Raw genomic sequence first — 19400 nt, forward strand, 5'->3', positions numbered from 1 at the left:
TACTTGTTTTGCACCCACAAAATTCTGAAGTTGAATTAAACTTAACCTTTTTGCCAAAGGGAATTTACTTAATAACCCTGAGTGCAAATGAAGCTAAAAAGACGATTAATATTATTAAAGAATAATAATTTGAAGTAATGTTAAAAAAAAGCTGCCAATAAGTGGCAGCTTTTTTTTTAACATTCTGAAAAAAAGTTATTTATACCAATAATCCGGAGTTAAAACATTCAGAAAATTAAATGTGTTCGTATTTTTTCAGCAATAATAGAAAGATTTACTTTATAATAAATACGCTATAAGTACTGCCACAACTACAGCTGTCATTTTGGTAAGATTAAATTTGTGATTTTTTGAACTTTCAAAAAGTATCGTGGTTGAAACATGAAGAAAGATACCAATTACAACTGCAGTTATTTCAGTTTCATATAAATGAACAATATCGTAGTTTTTAGAAATAAAATTTCCCAGGGGGGTCATCAATGCAAAAAAGAATAAAAATAATAATGTTGTGGACCTACGATAGCCGGCTGTTATGAAAAAGAAAGAAAGAATAATTGCTACCGGAATTTTATGGATGATAATTGCGATCATCAGATTATTTTCTTCCGAAATTGGAAAACCTTCTATAAACGCATGAATACTGAGGCTTATAAATAAGATCCAAGGAAAATGCTTGTTTTCGGAATGTAGATGCACGTGCCCATGTTCTGCCCCTTTGGAGAAGAATTCAAGGAATATTTGCAATAAAATTCCTATCATTATGAAAACACCAATGTTTTTTGATGGTGTTTCAAAAACCTCTGGCAATAATTCAAATACAGTAATTGATAAAAGGAAAGCTCCACTAAAAGCAAGAAAAACTTCCATATTCCTCAATTCTCTTTTCTTAAGAAATAATGCAATTACATAACCAAATGCAACTGAAAGGAAAAGCAATAAATAATTCATCAATTAAAAATTAATATTAGGCGTTCGGAACTCTTTTTGTCAAATTTATTTAAATGATAATCACCAAATGTATGCTTAAGTTCAATAGCAGCTTCTTCAAAATATTCTTGAAAATCTGTTAAAGTCAATGCCTTTACGCGTTCGGTGAAGAGATAATCCTCGCCTTTGTCAGAGAATCTTATTTTTTTTACGATATATCCATCTTCTAAATATTTTTCAATATGAAATAGGATGTCGCCCACTTTTTTCTTTTCACTGGCAACCAAATTTTTAATTGCCAATTCCACATTCAGAAAATCAATTACACCACAGCCATTGGGGTTTAACTCAGCTTTTATGGACTTAATGGTACGTAGATTGTCTACTTCGTTTTCGAAATATCCAAAACTGGTAAAAAGATTAAAAACCGCATCAAATTTTTTCGGATAGGGTAAGCACATATCGTGGACTTCAAAGTGAAGGCCCGGTTTTTCATATTGTTTTGCGTGCTGAATGCTTTCTCTGGAAAGATCTACGCCCGTAACATCAAAACCTTGCTTATACAGATATTTTGCATGGCGCCCTTTGCCACAGGCCAAATCCAAGATAGAATCTGCTGGTTTCAAGTTTAAAAATTCGGTAAGCTGGTTCATAAAAAGTGCCGCTTCCCTGTGGTTTCGGTCTTTGTAAAGTATGTGGTAATAAGGAGTGTTGAACCACGAAGCGTACCAGTTGTCTTTTTCTTTTTGCATAGTTATCGTTTCGCCCTGCTAAAATACTGTATTTTTGCAGGAAATCTGTTTAATTATTATGACAAAGAATTTTAAAATGGTTGCCAAGACCCTTTTTGGGATGGAAGAACTGCTGGCACAGGAACTTCGCCAATTGGGCGCTTCTTCTATTGAGATTGGTACGCGAAACGTTTCCTTTGAAGGCGATACTGGATTTATGTACAAAGCAAATCTTTGCTGCCGCACGGCCATTAAAATATTGAAACCGATTACAGCCTTCAATATTTTTACTGAGGAAGATCTATATAAAAAGATTTATGAGATGCCGTGGGAAAACTTTATGGACGTGAAAGGTACTCTTGCCGTAAACGCAACTGTTTTTTCCGATGTTTTCACACATTCGCAATACATTGCCCTTAAAACGAAAGATGCTATTGTAGACAGATTTAGAGATAGGGAAGGGGTACGGCCTGATGTAGATTTAGACCACCCTACGCTTCGTATAAATATTCATATTGACAGAAATATTTGTACCGTTTCCTTAGACAGTTCGGGGGAATCACTACATAAACGTGGTTATAAAGTTGAAAGTACATTGGCACCCATAAATGAGGTGCTGGCAGCAGGTGTGCTTATGCTTTCGGGCTGGCAAGGGCAGTGCGATTTTCTGGATCCCATGTGTGGGGGAGGAACAATCCTTACGGAAGCGGCAATGATAGCTTGCAACATTCCCCCAAACTTAAACCGTGAAGAATTCGGTTTTGAGACTTGGCCAGATTTTGATGTAGATCTTTACGAAAAGATTGAAGAAGCCGCATTAAAAAAGGTTCGGGATTTTCCGCATAAAATTTATGGATTTGACACAGATCCAGTGGCTATAAAAAAGGCAAAGGAAAACATAAAAAGCGCAAACCTTCAGGATTTTATTGATGTAAAGCAACAGGATTTCTTTGAAAGTGAAAAGGAAAATGATAAACCGCTTTATATCGTTTTCAATCCACCGTATGATGAGCGTATTTCCGTGAAGGATGTGGAAACATTTTACAGTTCTATTGGTAACACTTTAAAACGTGGTTATCCTGGTACACAGGCTTGGATGATTACTTCAAATATGGAGGCTTTGAAATTTGTGGGGCTTCGACCTTCAAAAAAGATAAAGCTTTTTAATGGAAAGTTAGAATCTAAACTTGTACGTTATGAAATGTATGAGGGCAGTAGGAAGGCAAGTAAACAGTGAGCATTTGACAATTAGCAGTGATAAAAACTATTAATAGGTTTCTGCTATTCTGATTTTTCTTGGGAAACCTCTTTCTTTTTGAAGATAGGAATTAAATATGAAACTGAATATACATAACCTACCCCAAACTCACTATAATCATACGTTCTGTTGAAACCGGGAATATATAGGTTAGCAAAATTATCTGGTTCGGTTTCTGAGATTTTTCTTTTTAGTTGAACATTTATGGACAGGTAAAGATTGTTTACTATTTCAGTTTTAATTCCCAAAATAAATTCAGCCCAATGCGCGTTCAAACCACTGAATTCCTGGGGGTCATTAATAGTTTCCGCAGGAAAGGCGGGATTATCCGTATAGATTCTATAACTCAGTAATTCTTGTTTAAAGGTTGAGAAACCGTACCGTAAACCAAGTGTGATTGCATTTTCCATTCCCAACCAATTTTCATATGCATTGTAATCAAAACCTATTTTGGCGTAGCTTCCATTGGTTTTTGACGAAACGTAAGGCTCTACCCAATCTTTCGATTCGTTCCCCAATTCCACAGCGGCATAAAACTTTTTGGTCACCCTGAAATCGCCCATCACTTCAAAACCGGAATAGCCGTCTTCAATTAAAGTTCGCAACGGTTTTGCAAGATCTGCACCCACACGAATGCCATACTTTTCAATTTTCGGAACCGTGTCAGTTGCATTTTCTTTATTGTTTTGCGCCACGCTTGCGTGCGTACCGCAAAAAATACTAATGCAGCACAGTAATATGGGCGCTATTTTCATCATTAACGGTATCTCTTAGTAGTATAATTTCCTGAATCCAATTCTCGGCTCCTTCTTCTTCTAAATTTTTATCCAAATTAAAATATTCACTTTTGTAACCACAGGCGCGGGTAACATATAAATTGCGGCGTTGGTAAACGAACCTTACTTTATCAAAATTCTTAATGGTATCGCTTCCTGAAACAATGCTTCTTTTAAAAAGATAGTTAGTGGTGTCGGAATTTGTGTTCAGGGGGATTGCTATAGAATCTGTGTTTGCAAGCTTTACAACCTCAACAGAGTCAATATTATTTGTAATTACCGATAGCAAATTAACTTTCTTTGCATTGGCAGGATTTGTTATATCTTTAAAATTGATGATTAAATTTGGCGTAGTTGCGGTATCTGGTGGGCAAATATCATCTTTTGTACAGCCTTTAAAGGTGAAGATTATAAGTATGGATGCAATTATTTTTTTGATCATGTTTATGATTCTCGTTTTTTCAAAAGTACAACATTTTCTACGTGATGGGTCTGTGGAAACATATCTACAGGCTGTACTTTCAAAACCTTATAATTTGAATCCAAAAGCGCCAAATCACGCGCTTGGGTTGCGCTATTGCAACTTACGTAAACAATTTTAGGAGCGCCCAAGTTCAGTAATTGCGAAACCACATCAGCATGCATCCCGTCGCGGGGCGGATCGGTGATAACAACATCCGGTTTCCCGTGGGTATTGATAAATTCCTCATTAAAAACTTTTTTCATGTCGCCCACGTAGAATTCAACGTTTTGAATATTGTTTAATTGCGCGTTTTCTTTGGCAGCTTCAATAGCATCGGGGACTGCCTCAACACCAATCACCTTTTTGGCTTTTTTGGCGACGAATTGAGCAATTGTTCCCGTTCCCGTATAAAGATCGTAAACCAGTTCCTTACCACTTAACTCGGCAAAATTACGGGTTATTTTATAAAGCTCGTAGGCTTGTTCGCTGTTCGTTTGGTAAAAGGATTTGGCGTTTATTTTAAATTTCAAACCTTCCATTTCCTCAAAAATATGGTCTCTTCCGGAGAAAAGTTTAATATCTTGATCATATAGCGTATCATTCCCTTTTGAATTGATTACATATAACAGGGAAGTAATCTGTGGAAATTCTTTTGCAACAGCGCTTAAAAGTAAATTTCTGTTTTCTTCATCTTCGTGAAAGAACTGGACCAAAACCATTATTTCGCCCGTCGAAGAAGTACGTATCATCAGTGTTCTTAAAAAACCTTCCTGATTTCGAGTGTTAAAAAAAGAAAGATTTAATTTTTCGGCTTTGGCTTTTATAAAATCGCGGATGGCGTTACTTGGATCGGCTTGGAGATAACAGATATCGAGATCCAGAATCTTATCCCACATTCCAGGAATATGAAATCCCAAAGCATTTCGGTTTTCAATAACTTTATCGCTTTTAATCTGTTCCAAAGTCAGCCATTTGTTATCGCTAAAGGAAAACTCCATCTTGTTGCGATAGAAATATTGATTTTCGGAACCCAGAATAGGTTTAATTTCCGGTAATTCTACTTTGCCGATACGCTTTAAATTTTGTTCAATTTCTTTTTGCTTAAAAAAAAGTTGGTGCTCATAGCCCATATTTTGCCATTTGCAACCCCCGCAGGTTCCGAAATGTGGACAAACAGGCTCGACTCTTTTCTCGGAATATTTTGTAATCGTAATTGCAGAGCCTTCATAATATGCTTTTCGCTTTTTATGGGTCTGTACAATAACGGTATCGCCGGGTACAGCGTTGTCAATAAAAACTACTTTTCCATCCGGGGCCTTTGCCACGGCTTTTCCTTTTGCTCCCGCATCAATTACCTCAATATTTTCAAAAAGTACTCTGTTGTTTCGTCTTCCCATAGGCGCAAAAATAGTATAAATGGAACTTTTAAAACCTTTTGAAGCTTCAAAAAATGTGGGATTATTTTAGTAATTTGCACCCCTAGGGTGATTTCTCTCCATTAAGTAGGAATCAAAACTTTTTTACTTCAAATTTTTACAATTTTATGTCAGTCTTAGAGCAAACAGCTTCACAAAAAGCTATCGATTTAGAAAACAAATACGGAGCCCATAACTATCACCCATTGCCAGTAGTCTTGAGCAGGGGAGAGGGTGTGTATGTTTGGGATGTGGAAGGTAAGAAATACTACGATTTTCTTTCGGCCTATTCTGCGGTTAACCAAGGACATTGCCACCCAAAAATTGTGGGTGCAATGACTGAACAGGCAAAAAAGTTGACGCTTACTTCACGTGCATTTTATAATGATATGCTTGGAAAGTATGAAAAATTTGCCTGTGAGTTTTTTAATTTCGATAAGTTACTTCCAATGAATACGGGTGCCGAAGCAGTGGAAACTGCCTTGAAAATATGTAGAAAATGGGCTTATGAAAAAAAAGGCATTGATGAAAATGAAGCAGAAATAGTAGTTTGCGAAAATAATTTTCACGGAAGGACTACCACCATTATTTCTTTTAGTAACGATCCTGTGGCACGTAAAAATTTTGGGCCCTATACCAAAGGTTTCATAAAAATAGAATACGACAATCTTGAGCAACTTGAGAAGCATTTGGAAAGCAATAAAAATATCGCAGGTTTCCTTGTAGAGCCCATTCAGGGGGAGGCTGGAGTTTACGTACCTTCGGAAGGCTATTTAAGCAAAGCAAAGGCCTTGTGCGAAAAACATAATGTGCTTTTTATTGCCGATGAAGTACAGACAGGTATTGCCCGTACCGGTAAATTACTTGCTGTTGACCACGAAAACGTTAAGCCCAATCTCTTAATTTTGGGTAAAGCCTTGAGTGGCGGCGCTTATCCGGTTTCTGCGGTTCTTGCCAATGATGATGTGATGAATGTAATAAAACCTGGAAATCACGGTTCCACTTTTGGTGGAAACCCTGTGGCGGCTGCCGTTGCAATAGCTGCACTAAGTGTAGTTAAAGATGAAAAACTTGCCGAAAATGCTGAAAATCTTGGACAGATATTCCGAAACGAACTGAATATGTATATTGAAAAAAGCAATATTGCAAAATTGGTTCGTGGAAAAGGCTTGCTGAACGCTATTTTAATAAATGATTCTGAAGACAGCGATACTGCCTGGAATATTTGTTTAAAGCTGCGTGACAATGGTTTGCTTGCAAAACCTACCCACGGTAACATCATTCGTTTTGCACCTCCTTTAGTAATGAACGAGACACAGTTGCGGGAATGTGTTTCTATCATAATTGAAACGTTAAAGACCTTTGAGTAACTTTTTGCTAAGAAAATTTTAAATAAAAAAGCGGCCCAAAGGCCGCTTTTTTATTGTGTTGATGGCTACATACCGTATTCTTTCATAAGCTCTTCATTCATATTCATAATACCTTCCATTCCCAAAGTGGAAAAGAGGTAGATTACATATACCAAATAAATTGCACTGAGAATAATTCCAATAATGGAAAGTATTTTTCCAGTTTTAACATTTTGATAGCCTGTATAAATTTCTGGATTGGCCATATAGACTTTAGTGGCTTTGCCGGCCATTACAATAGCAACAATTCCAAAAATAAGACCTAGTCCATAACAACAACAGGTTACAATAGAAATAATTCCAAAGACGAGAATTAAGGTTGCGTTGGGTAGTTTTTGTTGTTCCATGTTTTCCAATAATTTAGATGTGAATTTAAATGTAGCAAAAAAATTAAAACTGTTTTTCAATAAGTTACATAAAATGGCTCATTTTGATGAAATAACTTATTATCATCACAAGGGCATTCAGAAGTATAAGTCCAATTTTTAAATGATAATCAAATTTAAATTTCACAAAAAAATTAAACAAAATTACAGCCAGCAGCAGAAAAATAGTATAAATGGCTGGATATATTTTAAAGGCCGCCTCAAACTGACCGGAAAAAAGAAGGGCTGTCGCACGTTGCATGCCACAGCCCAAACATTCTATACCGAAGATTTTCTTGTTTATACAAGGAATCATATAATCTTCTATGCCCTTTAGGAACATACAGATTATGATTTACTTATTATGAACGATGGCTTTATAATCAATAGCAATGTCATCTGCAGTCATTAGTTTTACCAAGTACACACCATCACTTAAATTACCCGTATAAAAACTGTACTTATTGTTTGCGCCCAGATTTGATTCGGAAATTACAAGTTTTCCATTCATATCATAGACAGATGCAGACTTTATAATATAACCTTCCGGGTTGTTGATTTCAAGTTGTTGAACTGGATTATTTTGAAATAGAGTCACATTGTCCAAAACAATTTTTTTAGTCTCCAATTCAGTTTCAGGAACATCGCGAATTACGTTTGCATTACGGAAAACAATAAAAAACCTGTTTTCATATCTGCCAGCAGGTAGATTTAATGTTGCACTACGGCCTCCGGTTATTTGCTGATAGTTATTTTCTACACGATCAAACAGATAGGCGTGTTCATAAGGCTTTTTAATTTCTTCAACTGCCTTAATATCAACTTTGCTCTGATTTTTTATTTTAAAAGCGATAGGAACTTGTTTTGATTGCTCATATTTAATACCATTAATAACATAAGGCTTGCGATTATTATCGTCACCGATTGGGAAATAAGCATCAGTCTGTAAATCTTGTGCGCTCAAGCCGTCCAATCCGCGATCGTAACCATCGGTAGCCTGGTCATAAAAGGCTATAACCATATCTCTGGTTACGGCTTCGTCAAAGATTGACCAAATGCGGATGCTTGGGGTACGATAGTCCGGTCTTGCAGTAGTAGGATCGGTGCGGTTTAAATCTTCATTTTCGGAAGTCTGGTCAGCAGAACTCCCCTCGGGTCTTTGAAATACAGAACCGGCGGTATCTTCTTTATAAAATACTCTGTATGAGTTTTTTATTTCAACATTTCCAGTTGCATTACCTACAAACATTATTCCTTGGCCTATAGGAGCGAAACGTTTGTTGTCGTCACTATTGGTACTAGATCCAGCTCCTCCTGTGGTCCCTCCAGCGGCAGTATAATAATAAAATGGTGCCGCTGAGTATGTTCCTAAATTATCTAAATCATAAGGGTCATTATCAGTATCTTCAGGACCCACGGTATAAACACCATAACCGAAAGGCTTTTGTGAGTAATAGTGTGAAGCTACGGTACGGTCTTCATCATAATACCAAAATGTTGAAAGTTCATTATTATCAGGTAAGTCATAAAATAACTTATTTAAATCCATTGCGGATGGATAAGGATTTCCACTCAGTGTCATCTGAGGAACCCCTGCAACAGGTGCGGCTACGGGAATGGAAAAATTTCCATTATTGGGTCTTCCTCTAAATTCATAAACTTGGTCTCCCCCTGGAGCACTTAGCCCAACGCCTTTCATAGTAAAGCCAAAACCGGGAGGCGCATTGTTTCCACTATTCATGCGTATATAATGTCCTTCGGCCTCAGTTCCGGGTTGAGGATGCGTATAAAGCCAACGGGTAGATACAGTTATGGGCGTAGTAGTGTCCAGACCATCACGTCCCGTTGTTATATTAACCTTACTAGCGCCAGTTAAACTACTAGCATTGGGTTCATATAAAAAATTAACACCAAAACTTCTATTGCCTGTAGGATTTGGTGAACCAATGTTTCCTGGATTTCCAATTGGCGAGCACCAATAATAATAAGCCCAGGCATTGGTTTCAGGTGTATTTTGTTGCACTGAAAGTTGACCGTCTCCACTGTTGTTAGAAGTAGTTCCGCCTTGTATTAACTGTCCATTATTTCGCAAATAAATACTGGCCTCGGTATCGTTAGCAGTTCCGTTTCTTGTTAAATTCACATAATCAGTAACATAGAGAACTTCATCATTTACATACACATAGCTATCTGTGCCAGAATTGGTATTAGGCTTCACGGATAACTGCGCAAAAGCACCAGCAGTAGTTAATAGTAAACTTGAAAAGAGTAGTAGGTTTTTCATATTTTTACGGTTTTTAAAAGCTTTGATGTGGGGCAAAAAAGCCTTTTTTCACGGTTTAAATTTAAAAATAATATTTAATATATTGAGATGTTTGCCCTAAAATACGTAAAATTTTAGTTTAGAGGTATTTATGGGCATTAAATAGTGCGTTTTTTTTTAAAAGAGTTTATAATATTTCATATGAAAATTGGTGATAAAGTTTCTGTTTTGGATGATGCCATTTCTGGCGTTGTTACTGGTGTGAAAGGGAATGAGGTAGCTATTCTGACCACCGATGGCTTTGAACTGGTTTTTTTAAAAAATGAACTTATTGTTGTGGACGGTTCGTTATCAAAACGCGAACTTGCGCAGATGGACGTGGAGGCTATAATTTCAGAAAAACAACAAAAAAAGCCTGGAAAAACCCAGCGCATCAAGTCCAAAGAACGCAACTTACCGCCTATGGAGGTAGATTTGCACATAAACCAGTTGGTGCCAAAAACCCGCGGATTGGATAATTATGAAATGTTGACTATTCAGTTAGACACCGCAAAAAGGCAATTGGATTTTGCCATTTCAAAACGCATTCAAAAAGTTGTCTTCATTCATGGGGTAGGCGAAGGTGTACTTAGGACAGAACTGGAATATCTCTTTAACCGTTACGAAAACATAAAGTTTTATGATGCAGACTATAAAAAGTACGGTCGTGGAGCAACTGAAGTTTACATTTTTCAGAATGTGAAATAGTGAAAGAAAATTAACTTATATTTCTTTTTGATCTATTCTTGCTAAAAACTAAGGTTTGCAGATTAGAATTCTGGCGTGGTGGTTTTGTTTACTGTTTTTATATTTAGAAGCATTCCCATATCCAATGTTTCTTGGGTAATGGTTTCGTCCCCACTTACCAACACTACATTTTTCAGAACAATTTCCGCACTTTTGGAAATGGTATATGTGTGCTCACGATACAGGTTTACTTGATAGTCTATTGCTATTTCAGGGTTAAGATAATCTGCACCTGCTGTAGTGTCTGTAACGTCGTTTCTGGGATCAAGATCCATGTTTTTATCTTCGTCACGGGTTAGGATGCCATCACCATCATCATCAGGGTCTAAATAATTGGGGATTCCATCGCCATCAGTGTCTAATGGACTAGTTAAGGGATTGTTGTCGCCATCAGCGTTTTCAATATCAAGTTCAAGTGCCGTGGGTACGTTGTCGCCATCATCGTCTACATCATATAAATCTGGTATGCCGTCTCCATCAGTATCACCGTCAAATTCATCATCTGCATCCACGCCATCGTTATCGTCAAAATCAAAAACTGTTGTAAATTCTGCAGTACCATCGGTAGCAACGTAGTTTGCGGTAACATTTGGGGAAGTAGGGGGCACACTTTGGCAGAAATAATCATCGGTCAGATCGCCATCGTAGGTTCTATAGTTTACAAAGTTAGCAGTCCCATTTAAGGTATAGGATGCCGTGCCCTGTGCTCTGTATAAACTATCGGTAACACCCAATTTAAGCGAGAGGCTTTCCCGTGCCTCAGGATTTATTTTATAGAAAACATAGTCTCCAAGCTCGCCACACACTTCCAATGAGGCATCGTCAAAATTGAAGGTTGTTATAATAATATCGCCGTCATCACAGCTTGTGAAAATAAAGGAGGCAACCAAAATCAGGAAAATCTTTTTCATCGTAAATTTAAAAGTCATCGTCGGTTTACAAAGTAACGCAATTCTTTTTAACTGAAATGCCGACAAAACTGTTTTAATATGTATTTTTGCGAACCGAAATAGAGGAAGAGCCCTGCTTCAAATAAAACTCGGCACTTGCCGGTTTTTATAAAAAATAACCAATGAAGAAAGTATATTTTGATAGCGCAGCAACTACCCAATTGCGCGACGATGTTATTACCTGCATTACAGAGGTTTTAAAAACTGAATACGGAAACCCTTCATCTACACACTCTTACGGTAGATCATCAAAATCATTGCTTGAAAATGCCCGCAAGGAAATCGCAAAGCTTTTAAATGTTTCTGCAAGCGAAATTATATTTACATCTGGTGGGACGGAAGCCGATAATTTAATTCTTTGCAGTGCCGTACGCGACCTTGGTGTAAGGCGCATCATTTCCAGCAGGATTGAGCATCATGCGGTTTTGCATACATTGGAATGGTTAAAGGATGAATACAATATCCAGCTTGAGTTTGTAAAATTGGACAAATGCGGGCATGTTGATTATGCTCATTTGGAAAATCTTTTAGCAGCTTCTTCAGAAAAAAACTTGGTAAGTTTGATGCACGTTAATAATGAGGTGGGAAACCTTTTGGATTTGAAGAAGGTTTCACATCTGTGTAAAGAATACAAAGCTCTTTTTCATAGTGATACGGTACAATCCGTTGGGCATTTTGAACTTGATTTTAAGGAAATACCAATTGATTTTGCCGCCGCCGCTGCGCATAAATTTCATGGGCCTAAGGGAGCTGGCTTTGCTTTTGTTAGGAAAAATTCTGGGTTGCGTTCACTCATACATGGAGGCGAACAGGAACGCGGTCTGCGTGCAGGTACAGAAGCTGTGTATGCCATCGCAGGCATGGCGGAGGCGCTAAAACTATCATACCATAAACTCGAAAAGGAGCGAAATTACATCATGGGCTTGAAAGATTATTTTAAGCAAGAGCTTTCAAAAAATATTCCTGGGGTAAAATTTAACGGAAGTTGTGACGATAATGAGCGCAGCACCTATACACTTCTAAATGTGTGTTTGCCCATTTCCACAGAAAAGGCAATGTTATTATTGTTTCAACTGGACTTAAAAGGAATAGCCTGCAGCAAAGGAAGCGCTTGCCAAAGCGGGGCAGAAGGTGGTTCGCACGTTTTGAATGAAATTCTTTCCGAAGAGGATTTGAGCAAACCTTCCATTCGATTTTCTTTTTCCAGCTTCAATAAAAAAGAAGAGGTAGATTATGTGGTTGATGTTTTAAAGGAATTTATCTCCGAAGGAATCTAATCCAAAAGAGAAAATTGTCATTCAATATCTGCCTAAAATTTTGCCGTAAGCCTTACGTTAAAAACACGTGGTGTTAAGTAATTCGGGATTGAGTATTGAACTTTGGTGTAAACATCTCTTACGAATGTGTTTGTGATAGAGTTTTGCACATCAAAGATGTTGAATATTTCTGCACCGATTGAAAATTCCTTAAAAGGTTTTAGCCAACCACTTTCCCTAAGTTTTGTATCGTCAACAATAACGTAGCTTACGCCAAGATCTGCACGTTTATAATCTGGCAGCCTAACTTGGTAGTCGTAAGGGTCTGCATAACTTGGTGAACCACCGGGAAGCCCCGTATTATAAGTAAGGTTTAAGTACATTTTAAGCGATGGAATTACTTTTACATAATCCTGGAACAGCATCCCAAACTTCAAACGTTGGTCTGTTGGCCGAAAAATATACCCGCGATCGTTAATATTTTCCTCGGTTTTTAAATATCCAAAACTTAACCAGCTTTCCGTTCCGGGCACAAACTCCCCGGCCAAGCGCAAATCAAGTCCGTAAGCGTATGCTACTGCACTGTTATTGGCGCGATAGCGAATGCGAACATTTTCCAAGGTGTATGGGTTCACATCGGTTAGATGCTTGTAATAAATCTCAGAATTGAGCCTAAAGGCACGGTCCCACATTTTAAAGCTGTAATCATTGCCGAATACAATATGAATGGATTTCTGCGCTTCCACACCTGGGCGAACGGTTCCGGTAGAATCCCGTAATTCTCTATAAAATGGAGGTTGATGATACACTCCGCCCGATAGGCGGAAAAGCATGTCCATTTCCCAATCCGGTTTTAAAGCAACTTGGGCCCGAGGACTAAAAACGGTTTGTGTGGTACTTGTTATATCCTTACCACTAACGGTCCAATTATGTGCACGAACACCCGCATTTAGCCAAAGTTCGCTATTGCCAAGACTGGTTTTTCTGCTCCATTGAGCATAGCCCGATATTCTATCTATTTGGGTATCGTTTTGTGCACGAACGTTGGTATATGGTACAATTGGAGATGTATCTGCTGCATACGGTTGATCGTTCGGTGGAAATATAGGCGGACGGATGGAAAACCCTGCCGAGTCAATAATTTCATATTCCTGAACCCGATCGCGAATGTCTTCGTGAGTGTACTTTATGCCGTACTCGATATTGTTTTCATCTAATGAAAGATTTCCTTTGTGCTCTACGTTAAGAATCAATGCGTCCAAATCATTCCGTGCGTGGGTAAGTTGGCTCCCAATGCCGCGCGTAAATTCTACCGTGCCCAAATCTTCGCTTCCAATTTCAGTATTTACTTCTCCCAATCGATATTCCGCAAGAATATCATAATATTCCTGTTCTGTAGTTTGGTAAAGCGAACCAATAAATTTTGCAGTGTAATTATCTGAAACTACCCAAGTAGATTTTAATGCGCCGAAGTAGGTATTGTATCGATCTTCTTCCCGGCCTTCATAAAAAACTAGCAGCGCGATAGGATCTGTAATCGTTCCAAAGTTTGTTTGCCTTGTTAAGGGTCTGTAATTGTATTCGTTTAGCGACACATTGCCCAAAAAGCTTAATTCAAATTTATTGGTGAATTTATAGGTAAGATAAGTCTGTGCATCTGCAAATTTAGGTCTGTAGTTTGTTTCGGTTTCCTTTGCGTTGACCAATAAACTGTTATCGCGATAACGAATTCCGAGAATTCCAGAAAGTCGCCCATTTTTTGAAATTCCTTCAACGGAACCACTTGCGCCCAAAAGGCTCAAATCTACCGATGCGCCAAAATCAACAGGCCGACGGTAGGTTATATCCAAAACCGAGGAAAGTTTGTCGCCATATTTGGCCTGAAACCCTCCAGCGGAAAATTCCACATTACTTGTAAGCTCGCTGTTTACGAAGCTTAAACCTTCCTGTTGCCCGCTTCTTATAAGAAAAGGACGATAAACTTCAATCTCGTTTACGTAAACAAGGTTTTCATCATAGTTCCCGCCGCGAACGGCATATTGTGTGCTCAGTTCATCGTTGCCGTTAACGCCTGGGAGCGATTTCAGAAGATTTTCTACTCCAGCATTGGCGCCAACCATTTTTCGTATTACTTCTGGTGAAATGGTGGTAACACCTTCCACGCGTTTGTTTTCACGACCCGAAATAACGACTTCGGGAATTTGTTCTACATCAATTTTTAATACTGGATTCAATTCGTAATCCTCATTTGGACTTAAATTAAAACGAAGCTTGGCATTTTTATGACCAACGTGGGAAAAAATAACAACCACCTCTTGGTCTGAGGGAATTTCCAAAAGATAATAACCATTTAAATCGGAAATAGTTCCCTGGTCTTCATATGTTACGTTTACACCGGCAAGCGGTGTGTTATTTTCATCCAGAATGACTCCTCGTACGGTTGCCTTTTGGGCAAATACAACGGTTGCGAAAAAAAAGAAAAGGAGTGTAAGCGGTAGTTTAATTGTTTTCAAAAGCAAGGGTTAGGGTTGTTTTCTGAAAAATTTTGCTTCAAATGTAGCACTATTTCCCACATTATCTATTACAATAACTTTCAAATTATTTTCTGTTTCTAGATTTACGTTATCATTGAAATTATAAGTTAGAACGTCTTTTTTGTAATCATATTCCATCAAAATGAATTTTTCATTGATAGTAGCCCGATAGGAACTAATTCCGCTAAGATCGTCCGTAATTTTTAGCTGTAGAAAATTTTGGTTGCTGATCCATTTTCCATCTGAAAAATTTACGGGTTTTATAGTGGGTGCATTTGTGTCTGAAGCAATAGTATAGCTTCCAAAGGTGCGTGTTTTGGCGGTAAGCTTATCCCCATTTCGGGTGGTGGAAGTATAGTAGGGCTGTCCGCGATAGTTAAGCCTTCCTATATAAAGCTTATCGCGGTCAGCTTCATTGTATGATGAAATATCGGCCGTAATTGAAATATTGCTGTGGATTGGAATTAAATCTTCGTGAAATTTCAGAACGTCACCTTCGTCTTTAATATTCAAATAAGTGTCTTCATATAAGCTATTTGCCGGAATGTAAATACTCCATTTGCCTTTTGTGATTGATGTTGCATGGTCTGCATAAATGAAATCATCGGTTTTCTCAATGTTTTTAGGCTCTAAAATTTCAAGCTTTGCACCTTCAATAGGTACTGAAATATACATACGATTGCCATTAAAATCATTGACCTCAATAGTGTAAATGGATTGAAGGCTATCTTGAACTGTTATGTATCCATTTTCGTCTTCCTCTATAATTATGCTCAGCGGATTGTTGGTTTCGCGGAAGAGCTTTTGTACCATACTTTTGTTGGTTTCATAATAATTATAATCTGTATACCGGTTTAAATATCGCGTTTCCGAAAAGGAAAATTTATCAAAAAGCACCTTAAATTTTTCGGTTCCGTTAAAACGGGTCTCAATGCTATATGCGCCATTTTTATTTGAAGCGCCATCTTGCTGGTCATAGGTAGTAATTCCGAAGCCAATCTTCCCAAAAGCCTTAATGTCCTCTGTTTTGTAATTGCCGTCCTTTTGTTTTATCATCCGCAATTTGGTGCGGTTTTGACCTTGGTTAACGTGTGCATCTTCCCCAATGGGATAAGCGAATATTGCGCTTACAATAGGTTTTTTTGAATCTGGAATTTCTATACCAAAGAGCAATGGGTTCATGGGGCGTTGTGAAGAATCCCTGATTTCGAAATGAAGGTGTGGGCCGCCGCTACCGCCGGTATTGCCAGTGTAAGCGATTAGATCTCCTTTTTTTACGGGTAACAAGCTTTGATCAGGAAAGAGTTCTAGTTCAAACGTTTCTTTGTTATACTGGGTATCTTTCACATACTTTTCAATATCGCCGGCAAAGCTCCGCAAATGTCCATAAACAGTGGTGTACCCATTGGGGTGAAGAATATAGAGCGCTTTTCCGTAACCGTAATGCTGCACATTTATTCGGCTCACGTAACCATCTGCTGGGGCATATACCGGCAGCCCTTCACGTTGTTCGGTTTTAAGGTCTAGACCACTGTGGAAATGGTTGGCGCGCATTTCGCCAAAATTTCCGGCTAGGACTAAATTTATGTCCAAAGGGTTGGAAAAATAATCTGTAGGAATACCGTTCTGTCCGTAAGCAACCGCGCCAAAAAGCAGTAGCATTGATAAAATTTTCTTCATAGTGTAAAAATAAGAATACGCTATAATTAAAAGGGGAGAGAATTGGTTTATTGTATCTATTTTTCAATAATACAAAAAATAATGGAAAACTGTTTGCTTATTAACGATGGTATGCTAACTTTGTGAAAGAAGTATTGAACACAGATTTTAATGAGTAATCTTTCTGAAATAGTTGATTCTCTTGAAAATAGAATTGGCGAGCTGCTCAAAAGGCACGAAAAATTAAACAAGGCCAATGTAGCGCTAGAAGAAGAACTCAAAATTTTACAGTCTAAACAGCAACAATTTGAAGAAGAAATTGAAACTTGGACCGAAAAATGTAACTCATTAAAAATGGCAAATTCAATGCTCGGCAGCGACCAGCATAAACGAGAAACTAAACTCAAGATAAACGCTCTCATTCGGGAAATTGACCTTTGCATAAGCCAGCTTTCCGAATAAAAATATAACAATGGCCGAACCATTAAAAATAAAACTATCAATTGCAGACAGGGTTTATCCCTTGACCATTAATCCTTCACAGGAAGAGGGGTTGCGGTTGGCAAGCAAAAAGATAGAAGAAATGATTAAGAAGTTCGAGCAAAGTTATGCCGTACGCGATAAACAGGATGTGTTAGCCATGTGCGCCCTCCAGTTTGCAGCCCAGGTAGAGCAAAAGCAAATTGATAATTCAAGAGATACGCAGGAAACAGAAACAAGGCTAAAGGCTTTGGACCGTTTGCTGCAGGAGCAATTATCATAACGTTCTTTAAATTAAATAAGGTTACTGCCTACATTAATACTAATTTTTGGTAAACTCAACAGGAATTCTTTAAAAAGGGTGAGTTGAAGTTGTAAAAGCGAGCCGTCTTTGAGCGGATACTTGACCAGCTTGTTAGCCCTAAACATTCATTTTAAGGAGTTTATTCAAAATAAATATATTGATGTAGGCTTTTTTTATACATATAATTCAACTAAAAATGGACATCATAACTATTGTAATTAGCGCCATAGTTGGTATTGCGATTGGTTTTTTTATTGCAAAAATACTCGAGCGCAATAACGCCTCCCAACTTATAATAAGAGCAAAAAAGAGCGCATCCTCAATACTGAAAGAGGCAAAATCAGAAGCCGAAACCATAAAAAAGGATAAAATTCTTCAGGCTAAAGAGAAGTTTTTGGAACTGAAGTCAGAGCACGAAAAAGTAATCCTTAACCGTGATAAAAAGATTTCAGAAGCAGAAAAAAGAACACGCGATAAAGAATCACAAGCTTCCAGCGAACTTGCAAAATTGAAAAAATTAAATGCTGAGCTTGAAGAAAAAAAGACCGATTATGACGAGAGAATTTCCTTACTCGACAAAAAGCAGAGCGAAGTAGAAAAGCTTCACCGAAGTCAAGTGGAACAGTTGGAGGTAATTAGCAGTCTTTCTGCTGAAGATGCAAAGGCGCAACTGATGGAAAGCTTGAAAGACGAAGCCAAGACGCAGGCAATGGCATATGTTCAATCTTCCATGGAAGAAGCAAAAATGACTGCCCAGCAAGAGGCCAAAAAAATTATAATCAATACCATTCAGCGTATAGGAACGGAAGAAGCAGTGGAAAACTGTGTATCTGTGTTCAATCTTGAAAGCGATGATGTAAAAGGTAGAATTATTGGACGTGAAGGTAGAAACATCCGCGCCATTGAAGCTGCCACGGGCGTGGAGATTATTGTTGACGATACACCAGAGGCTATCATTCTTTCCTGTTTTGATTCCGTGAGAAGGGAAATTGCGCGATTATCACTTCACAAATTGGTTACCGATGGGCGTATTCACCCGGCACGTATTGAAGAGGTGGTTCAAAAAACCACCAAACAAATTGAAGAGGAGATTATTGAAGTGGGAAAAAGAACCGTTATCGATTTGGGAATACACGGTCTGCACCCCGAACTTATAAAAGCCGTGGGACGTATGAAATATCGATCTTCTTACGGTCAAAATCTTTTGCACCACTCGCGCGAAGTGGCAAGACTTTGTGGTGTAATGGCTGCGGAGCTTGGACTGAACGCCAAATTGGCAAAACGGGCTGGATTGTTGCACGATATTGGAAAAGTTCCTGAAACGGAAACTGAAATGCCACACGCACTTTTAGGAATGCAATGGGCCGAAAAGTATGGAGAAAAACCAGAGGTTTGCAATGCAATTGGAGCCCACCACGATGAAATTGAAATGACCGGATTGCTCTCTCCAATTGTTCAAGTTTGCGATGCTATCAGCGGTGCAAGACCGGGTGCAAGACGCCAAGTGCTGGATAGTTATATTCAGCGGTTGAAAGATTTGGAAGATATTGCTTTCGGATTTGGTGGCGTAAATAAAGCATATGCAATCCAAGCAGGGCGAGAGCTTCGTGTAATGGTTGAAAGTGAAAAAGTGAGTGATGAAAAGGCAGCCCAGCTTTCTTTTGAAATTTCACAAAAAATCCAAACAGACCTGACCTATCCTGGACAGGTGAAAGTCACTGTTATTCGCGAAACACGTGCTGTGAACATTGCAAAATAAGACCAAGTATAGAAATAAAAAAAAGCTCCAAATGGAGCTTTTTTTATTTCTATTATTCAGGAAAT

Annotated in this window: 19 protein-coding genes and 1 other RNA gene (1 of these 20 only partly in view); 9 read left to right on the plus strand and 11 right to left on the minus strand. The window is 38.2% G+C overall.

Features of this window, described 5'->3' with window-relative positions; translation table 11 throughout:
- Positions 1–125 carry the 3' portion of a T9SS type A sorting domain-containing protein gene (locus tag JK629_RS12075; protein ID WP_202335874.1) on the plus strand. It extends 1219 nt beyond the left edge of the window, so the window shows 125 of its 1344 coding nt (coding positions 1220–1344); its start codon lies off the left edge, out of view; its stop codon occupies positions 123–125.
- Positions 126–279: 154 nt separating this feature from the next.
- On the opposite strand, the gene JK629_RS12080 is transcribed toward JK629_RS12075, so the two are convergent.
- Both JK629_RS12080 and JK629_RS12085 read right to left on the minus strand, forming a co-directional pair.
- The gene (locus tag JK629_RS12080; RefSeq protein WP_202335875.1) at positions 280–948 is read right to left on the minus strand and encodes a ZIP family metal transporter; all 669 of its coding nucleotides are present in this window, start codon (positions 946–948) and stop codon (positions 280–282) included.
- A complete protein-coding gene (locus JK629_RS12085) occupies positions 948–1679 on the minus strand; it encodes a class I SAM-dependent methyltransferase (RefSeq protein WP_202335876.1) in 732 nt (243 codons plus the stop codon). Before JK629_RS12085 ends, JK629_RS12080 begins: the two co-directional genes overlap by 1 nt.
- A 58-nt stretch (positions 1680–1737) precedes the next feature.
- Here JK629_RS12085 and JK629_RS12090 point away from each other — a divergent pair, with 58 nt between their 5' ends.
- Entirely contained in the window at positions 1738–2895 is a 1158-nt protein-coding gene (locus tag JK629_RS12090; RefSeq protein ID WP_202335877.1) for a THUMP domain-containing class I SAM-dependent RNA methyltransferase, read from the plus strand.
- 44 nt (positions 2896–2939) lie between these two features.
- Here JK629_RS12090 and JK629_RS12095 read toward each other — a convergent pair whose 3' ends face one another.
- Genes JK629_RS12095 through rlmD form a run of 3 tightly spaced genes read right to left on the minus strand, consistent with a single transcriptional unit; the run spans position 2940 to position 5552 of the window.
- Positions 2940–3674 (minus strand): DUF6048 family protein, encoded by a 735-nt coding sequence (locus tag JK629_RS12095; protein WP_225626018.1) that lies wholly within the window; start codon positions 3672–3674, stop codon positions 2940–2942.
- Entirely contained in the window at positions 3637–4134 is a 498-nt protein-coding gene (locus JK629_RS12100; protein WP_202335878.1) for a DUF6452 family protein, read from the minus strand. The genes JK629_RS12095 and JK629_RS12100 overlap by 38 nt, the downstream gene beginning before the upstream one ends.
- A gap of 2 nt (positions 4135–4136) precedes the next feature.
- Positions 4137–5552: a 23S rRNA (uracil(1939)-C(5))-methyltransferase RlmD gene (gene rlmD / locus JK629_RS12105; RefSeq protein WP_202335879.1), complete on the minus strand. Its 1416-nt coding sequence runs from the start codon at positions 5550–5552 to the stop codon at positions 4137–4139.
- A gap of 146 nt (positions 5553–5698) precedes the next feature.
- On the opposite strand from rlmD, the gene rocD reads away from it, so the two are divergent.
- On the plus strand, positions 5699–6940 hold the full coding sequence (rocD, locus tag JK629_RS12110) for an ornithine--oxo-acid transaminase (protein ID WP_202335880.1): 1242 nt from the start codon (positions 5699–5701) through the stop codon (positions 6938–6940).
- 65 nt (positions 6941–7005) lie between these two features.
- Here rocD and JK629_RS12115 read toward each other — a convergent pair whose 3' ends face one another.
- From JK629_RS12115 to JK629_RS12125, 3 genes are all read right to left on the minus strand, one after another.
- Entirely contained in the window at positions 7006–7326 is a 321-nt protein-coding gene (locus JK629_RS12115) for a CCC motif membrane protein (RefSeq protein ID WP_202335881.1), read from the minus strand.
- A gap of 64 nt (positions 7327–7390) precedes the next feature.
- Positions 7391–7687, minus strand: a complete 297-nt coding sequence (locus tag JK629_RS12120; RefSeq protein WP_317193644.1) for a DUF2752 domain-containing protein — start codon at positions 7685–7687, stop codon at positions 7391–7393.
- A gap of 12 nt (positions 7688–7699) precedes the next feature.
- On the minus strand, positions 7700–9628 hold the full coding sequence (locus JK629_RS12125) for a T9SS type A sorting domain-containing protein (RefSeq protein ID WP_202335882.1): 1929 nt from the start codon (positions 9626–9628) through the stop codon (positions 7700–7702).
- 180 nt (positions 9629–9808) lie between these two features.
- Here JK629_RS12125 and JK629_RS12130 point away from each other — a divergent pair, with 180 nt between their 5' ends.
- On the plus strand, positions 9809–10354 hold the full coding sequence (locus JK629_RS12130) for a Smr/MutS family protein (protein ID WP_202335883.1): 546 nt from the start codon (positions 9809–9811) through the stop codon (positions 10352–10354).
- 62 nt (positions 10355–10416) lie between these two features.
- Here the strand turns inward: JK629_RS12130 and JK629_RS12135 are convergent, their stop codons facing one another.
- The gene (locus JK629_RS12135; protein ID WP_202335884.1) at positions 10417–11304 is read right to left on the minus strand and encodes a hypothetical protein; all 888 of its coding nucleotides are present in this window, start codon (positions 11302–11304) and stop codon (positions 10417–10419) included.
- A 161-nt stretch (positions 11305–11465) separates the two neighbouring features.
- Between JK629_RS12135 and JK629_RS12140 the strand changes: the two genes are divergently transcribed.
- Complete coding sequence (locus JK629_RS12140) at positions 11466–12620, plus strand: cysteine desulfurase family protein (protein ID WP_202335885.1); 1155 nt, start codon at positions 11466–11468, stop codon at positions 12618–12620.
- Between the two features lie 32 nt (positions 12621–12652).
- Here JK629_RS12140 and JK629_RS12145 read toward each other — a convergent pair whose 3' ends face one another.
- Together JK629_RS12145 and JK629_RS12150 are read right to left on the minus strand one after the other, a co-directional pair.
- Positions 12653–15112 (minus strand): TonB-dependent receptor, encoded by a 2460-nt coding sequence (locus JK629_RS12145; RefSeq protein WP_202335886.1) that lies wholly within the window; start codon positions 15110–15112, stop codon positions 12653–12655.
- 9 nt (positions 15113–15121) lie between these two features.
- On the minus strand, positions 15122–16813 hold the full coding sequence (locus tag JK629_RS12150; protein ID WP_202335887.1) for a M23 family metallopeptidase: 1692 nt from the start codon (positions 16811–16813) through the stop codon (positions 15122–15124).
- 150 nt (positions 16814–16963) lie between these two features.
- Between JK629_RS12150 and JK629_RS12155 the strand changes: the two genes are divergently transcribed.
- The 4 genes from JK629_RS12155 to rny all read left to right on the plus strand — a co-directional run bounded on the left by JK629_RS12155 (position 16964) and on the right by rny (position 19335).
- Positions 16964–17254: a hypothetical protein gene (locus tag JK629_RS12155; protein ID WP_202335888.1), complete on the plus strand. Its 291-nt coding sequence runs from the start codon at positions 16964–16966 to the stop codon at positions 17252–17254.
- 10 nt (positions 17255–17264) lie between these two features.
- On the plus strand, positions 17265–17555 hold the full coding sequence (locus tag JK629_RS12160) for a cell division protein ZapA (RefSeq protein ID WP_202335889.1): 291 nt from the start codon (positions 17265–17267) through the stop codon (positions 17553–17555).
- Between the two features lie 53 nt (positions 17556–17608).
- Positions 17609–17717, plus strand: a non-coding RNA gene (gene ssrS / locus JK629_RS12165) — 6S RNA.
- A 55-nt stretch (positions 17718–17772) separates the two neighbouring features.
- The gene (gene rny, locus JK629_RS12170) at positions 17773–19335 is read left to right on the plus strand and encodes a ribonuclease Y (RefSeq protein ID WP_202335890.1); all 1563 of its coding nucleotides are present in this window, start codon (positions 17773–17775) and stop codon (positions 19333–19335) included.
- Positions 19336–19400: the final 65 nt, after the last annotated feature.

The sequence above is a fragment of the Aequorivita iocasae genome (assembly GCF_016757735.1).
Lineage (GTDB): Bacteria > Bacteroidota > Bacteroidia > Flavobacteriales > Flavobacteriaceae > Aequorivita > Aequorivita iocasae.

Bases quoted from the DNA above. Each gene is read 5' to 3' on its own strand.
- JK629_RS12080 (WP_202335875.1), bottom strand. From the start codon at position 948: ATGAATTATTTATTGCTTTTCCTTTCAGTTGCATTTGGTTATGTAATT.
- JK629_RS12085 (WP_202335876.1), bottom strand. From the start codon at position 1,679: ATGCAAAAAGAAAAAGACAACTGGTACGCTTCGTGGTTCAACACTCCT.
- JK629_RS12090 (WP_202335877.1), top strand. From the start codon at position 1,738: ATGACAAAGAATTTTAAAATGGTTGCCAAGACCCTTTTTGGGATGGAA.
- JK629_RS12095 (WP_225626018.1), bottom strand. From the start codon at position 3,674: ATGATGAAAATAGCGCCCATATTACTGTGCTGCATTAGTATTTTTTGC.
- JK629_RS12100 (WP_202335878.1), bottom strand. From the start codon at position 4,134: ATGATCAAAAAAATAATTGCATCCATACTTATAATCTTCACCTTTAAA.
- rlmD (WP_202335879.1), bottom strand. From the start codon at position 5,552: ATGGGAAGACGAAACAACAGAGTACTTTTTGAAAATATTGAGGTAATT.
- rocD (WP_202335880.1), top strand. From the start codon at position 5,699: ATGTCAGTCTTAGAGCAAACAGCTTCACAAAAAGCTATCGATTTAGAA.
- JK629_RS12115 (WP_202335881.1), bottom strand. From the start codon at position 7,326: ATGGAACAACAAAAACTACCCAACGCAACCTTAATTCTCGTCTTTGGA.
- JK629_RS12120 (WP_317193644.1), bottom strand. From the start codon at position 7,687: ATGTTCCTAAAGGGCATAGAAGATTATATGATTCCTTGTATAAACAAG.
- JK629_RS12125 (WP_202335882.1), bottom strand. From the start codon at position 9,628: ATGAAAAACCTACTACTCTTTTCAAGTTTACTATTAACTACTGCTGGT.
- JK629_RS12130 (WP_202335883.1), top strand. From the start codon at position 9,809: ATGAAAATTGGTGATAAAGTTTCTGTTTTGGATGATGCCATTTCTGGC.
- JK629_RS12135 (WP_202335884.1), bottom strand. From the start codon at position 11,304: ATGAAAAAGATTTTCCTGATTTTGGTTGCCTCCTTTATTTTCACAAGC.
- JK629_RS12140 (WP_202335885.1), top strand. From the start codon at position 11,466: ATGAAGAAAGTATATTTTGATAGCGCAGCAACTACCCAATTGCGCGAC.
- JK629_RS12150 (WP_202335887.1), bottom strand. From the start codon at position 16,813: ATGAAGAAAATTTTATCAATGCTACTGCTTTTTGGCGCGGTTGCTTAC.
- JK629_RS12155 (WP_202335888.1), top strand. From the start codon at position 16,964: ATGAGTAATCTTTCTGAAATAGTTGATTCTCTTGAAAATAGAATTGGC.
- JK629_RS12160 (WP_202335889.1), top strand. From the start codon at position 17,265: ATGGCCGAACCATTAAAAATAAAACTATCAATTGCAGACAGGGTTTAT.
- rny (WP_202335890.1), top strand. From the start codon at position 17,773: ATGGACATCATAACTATTGTAATTAGCGCCATAGTTGGTATTGCGATT.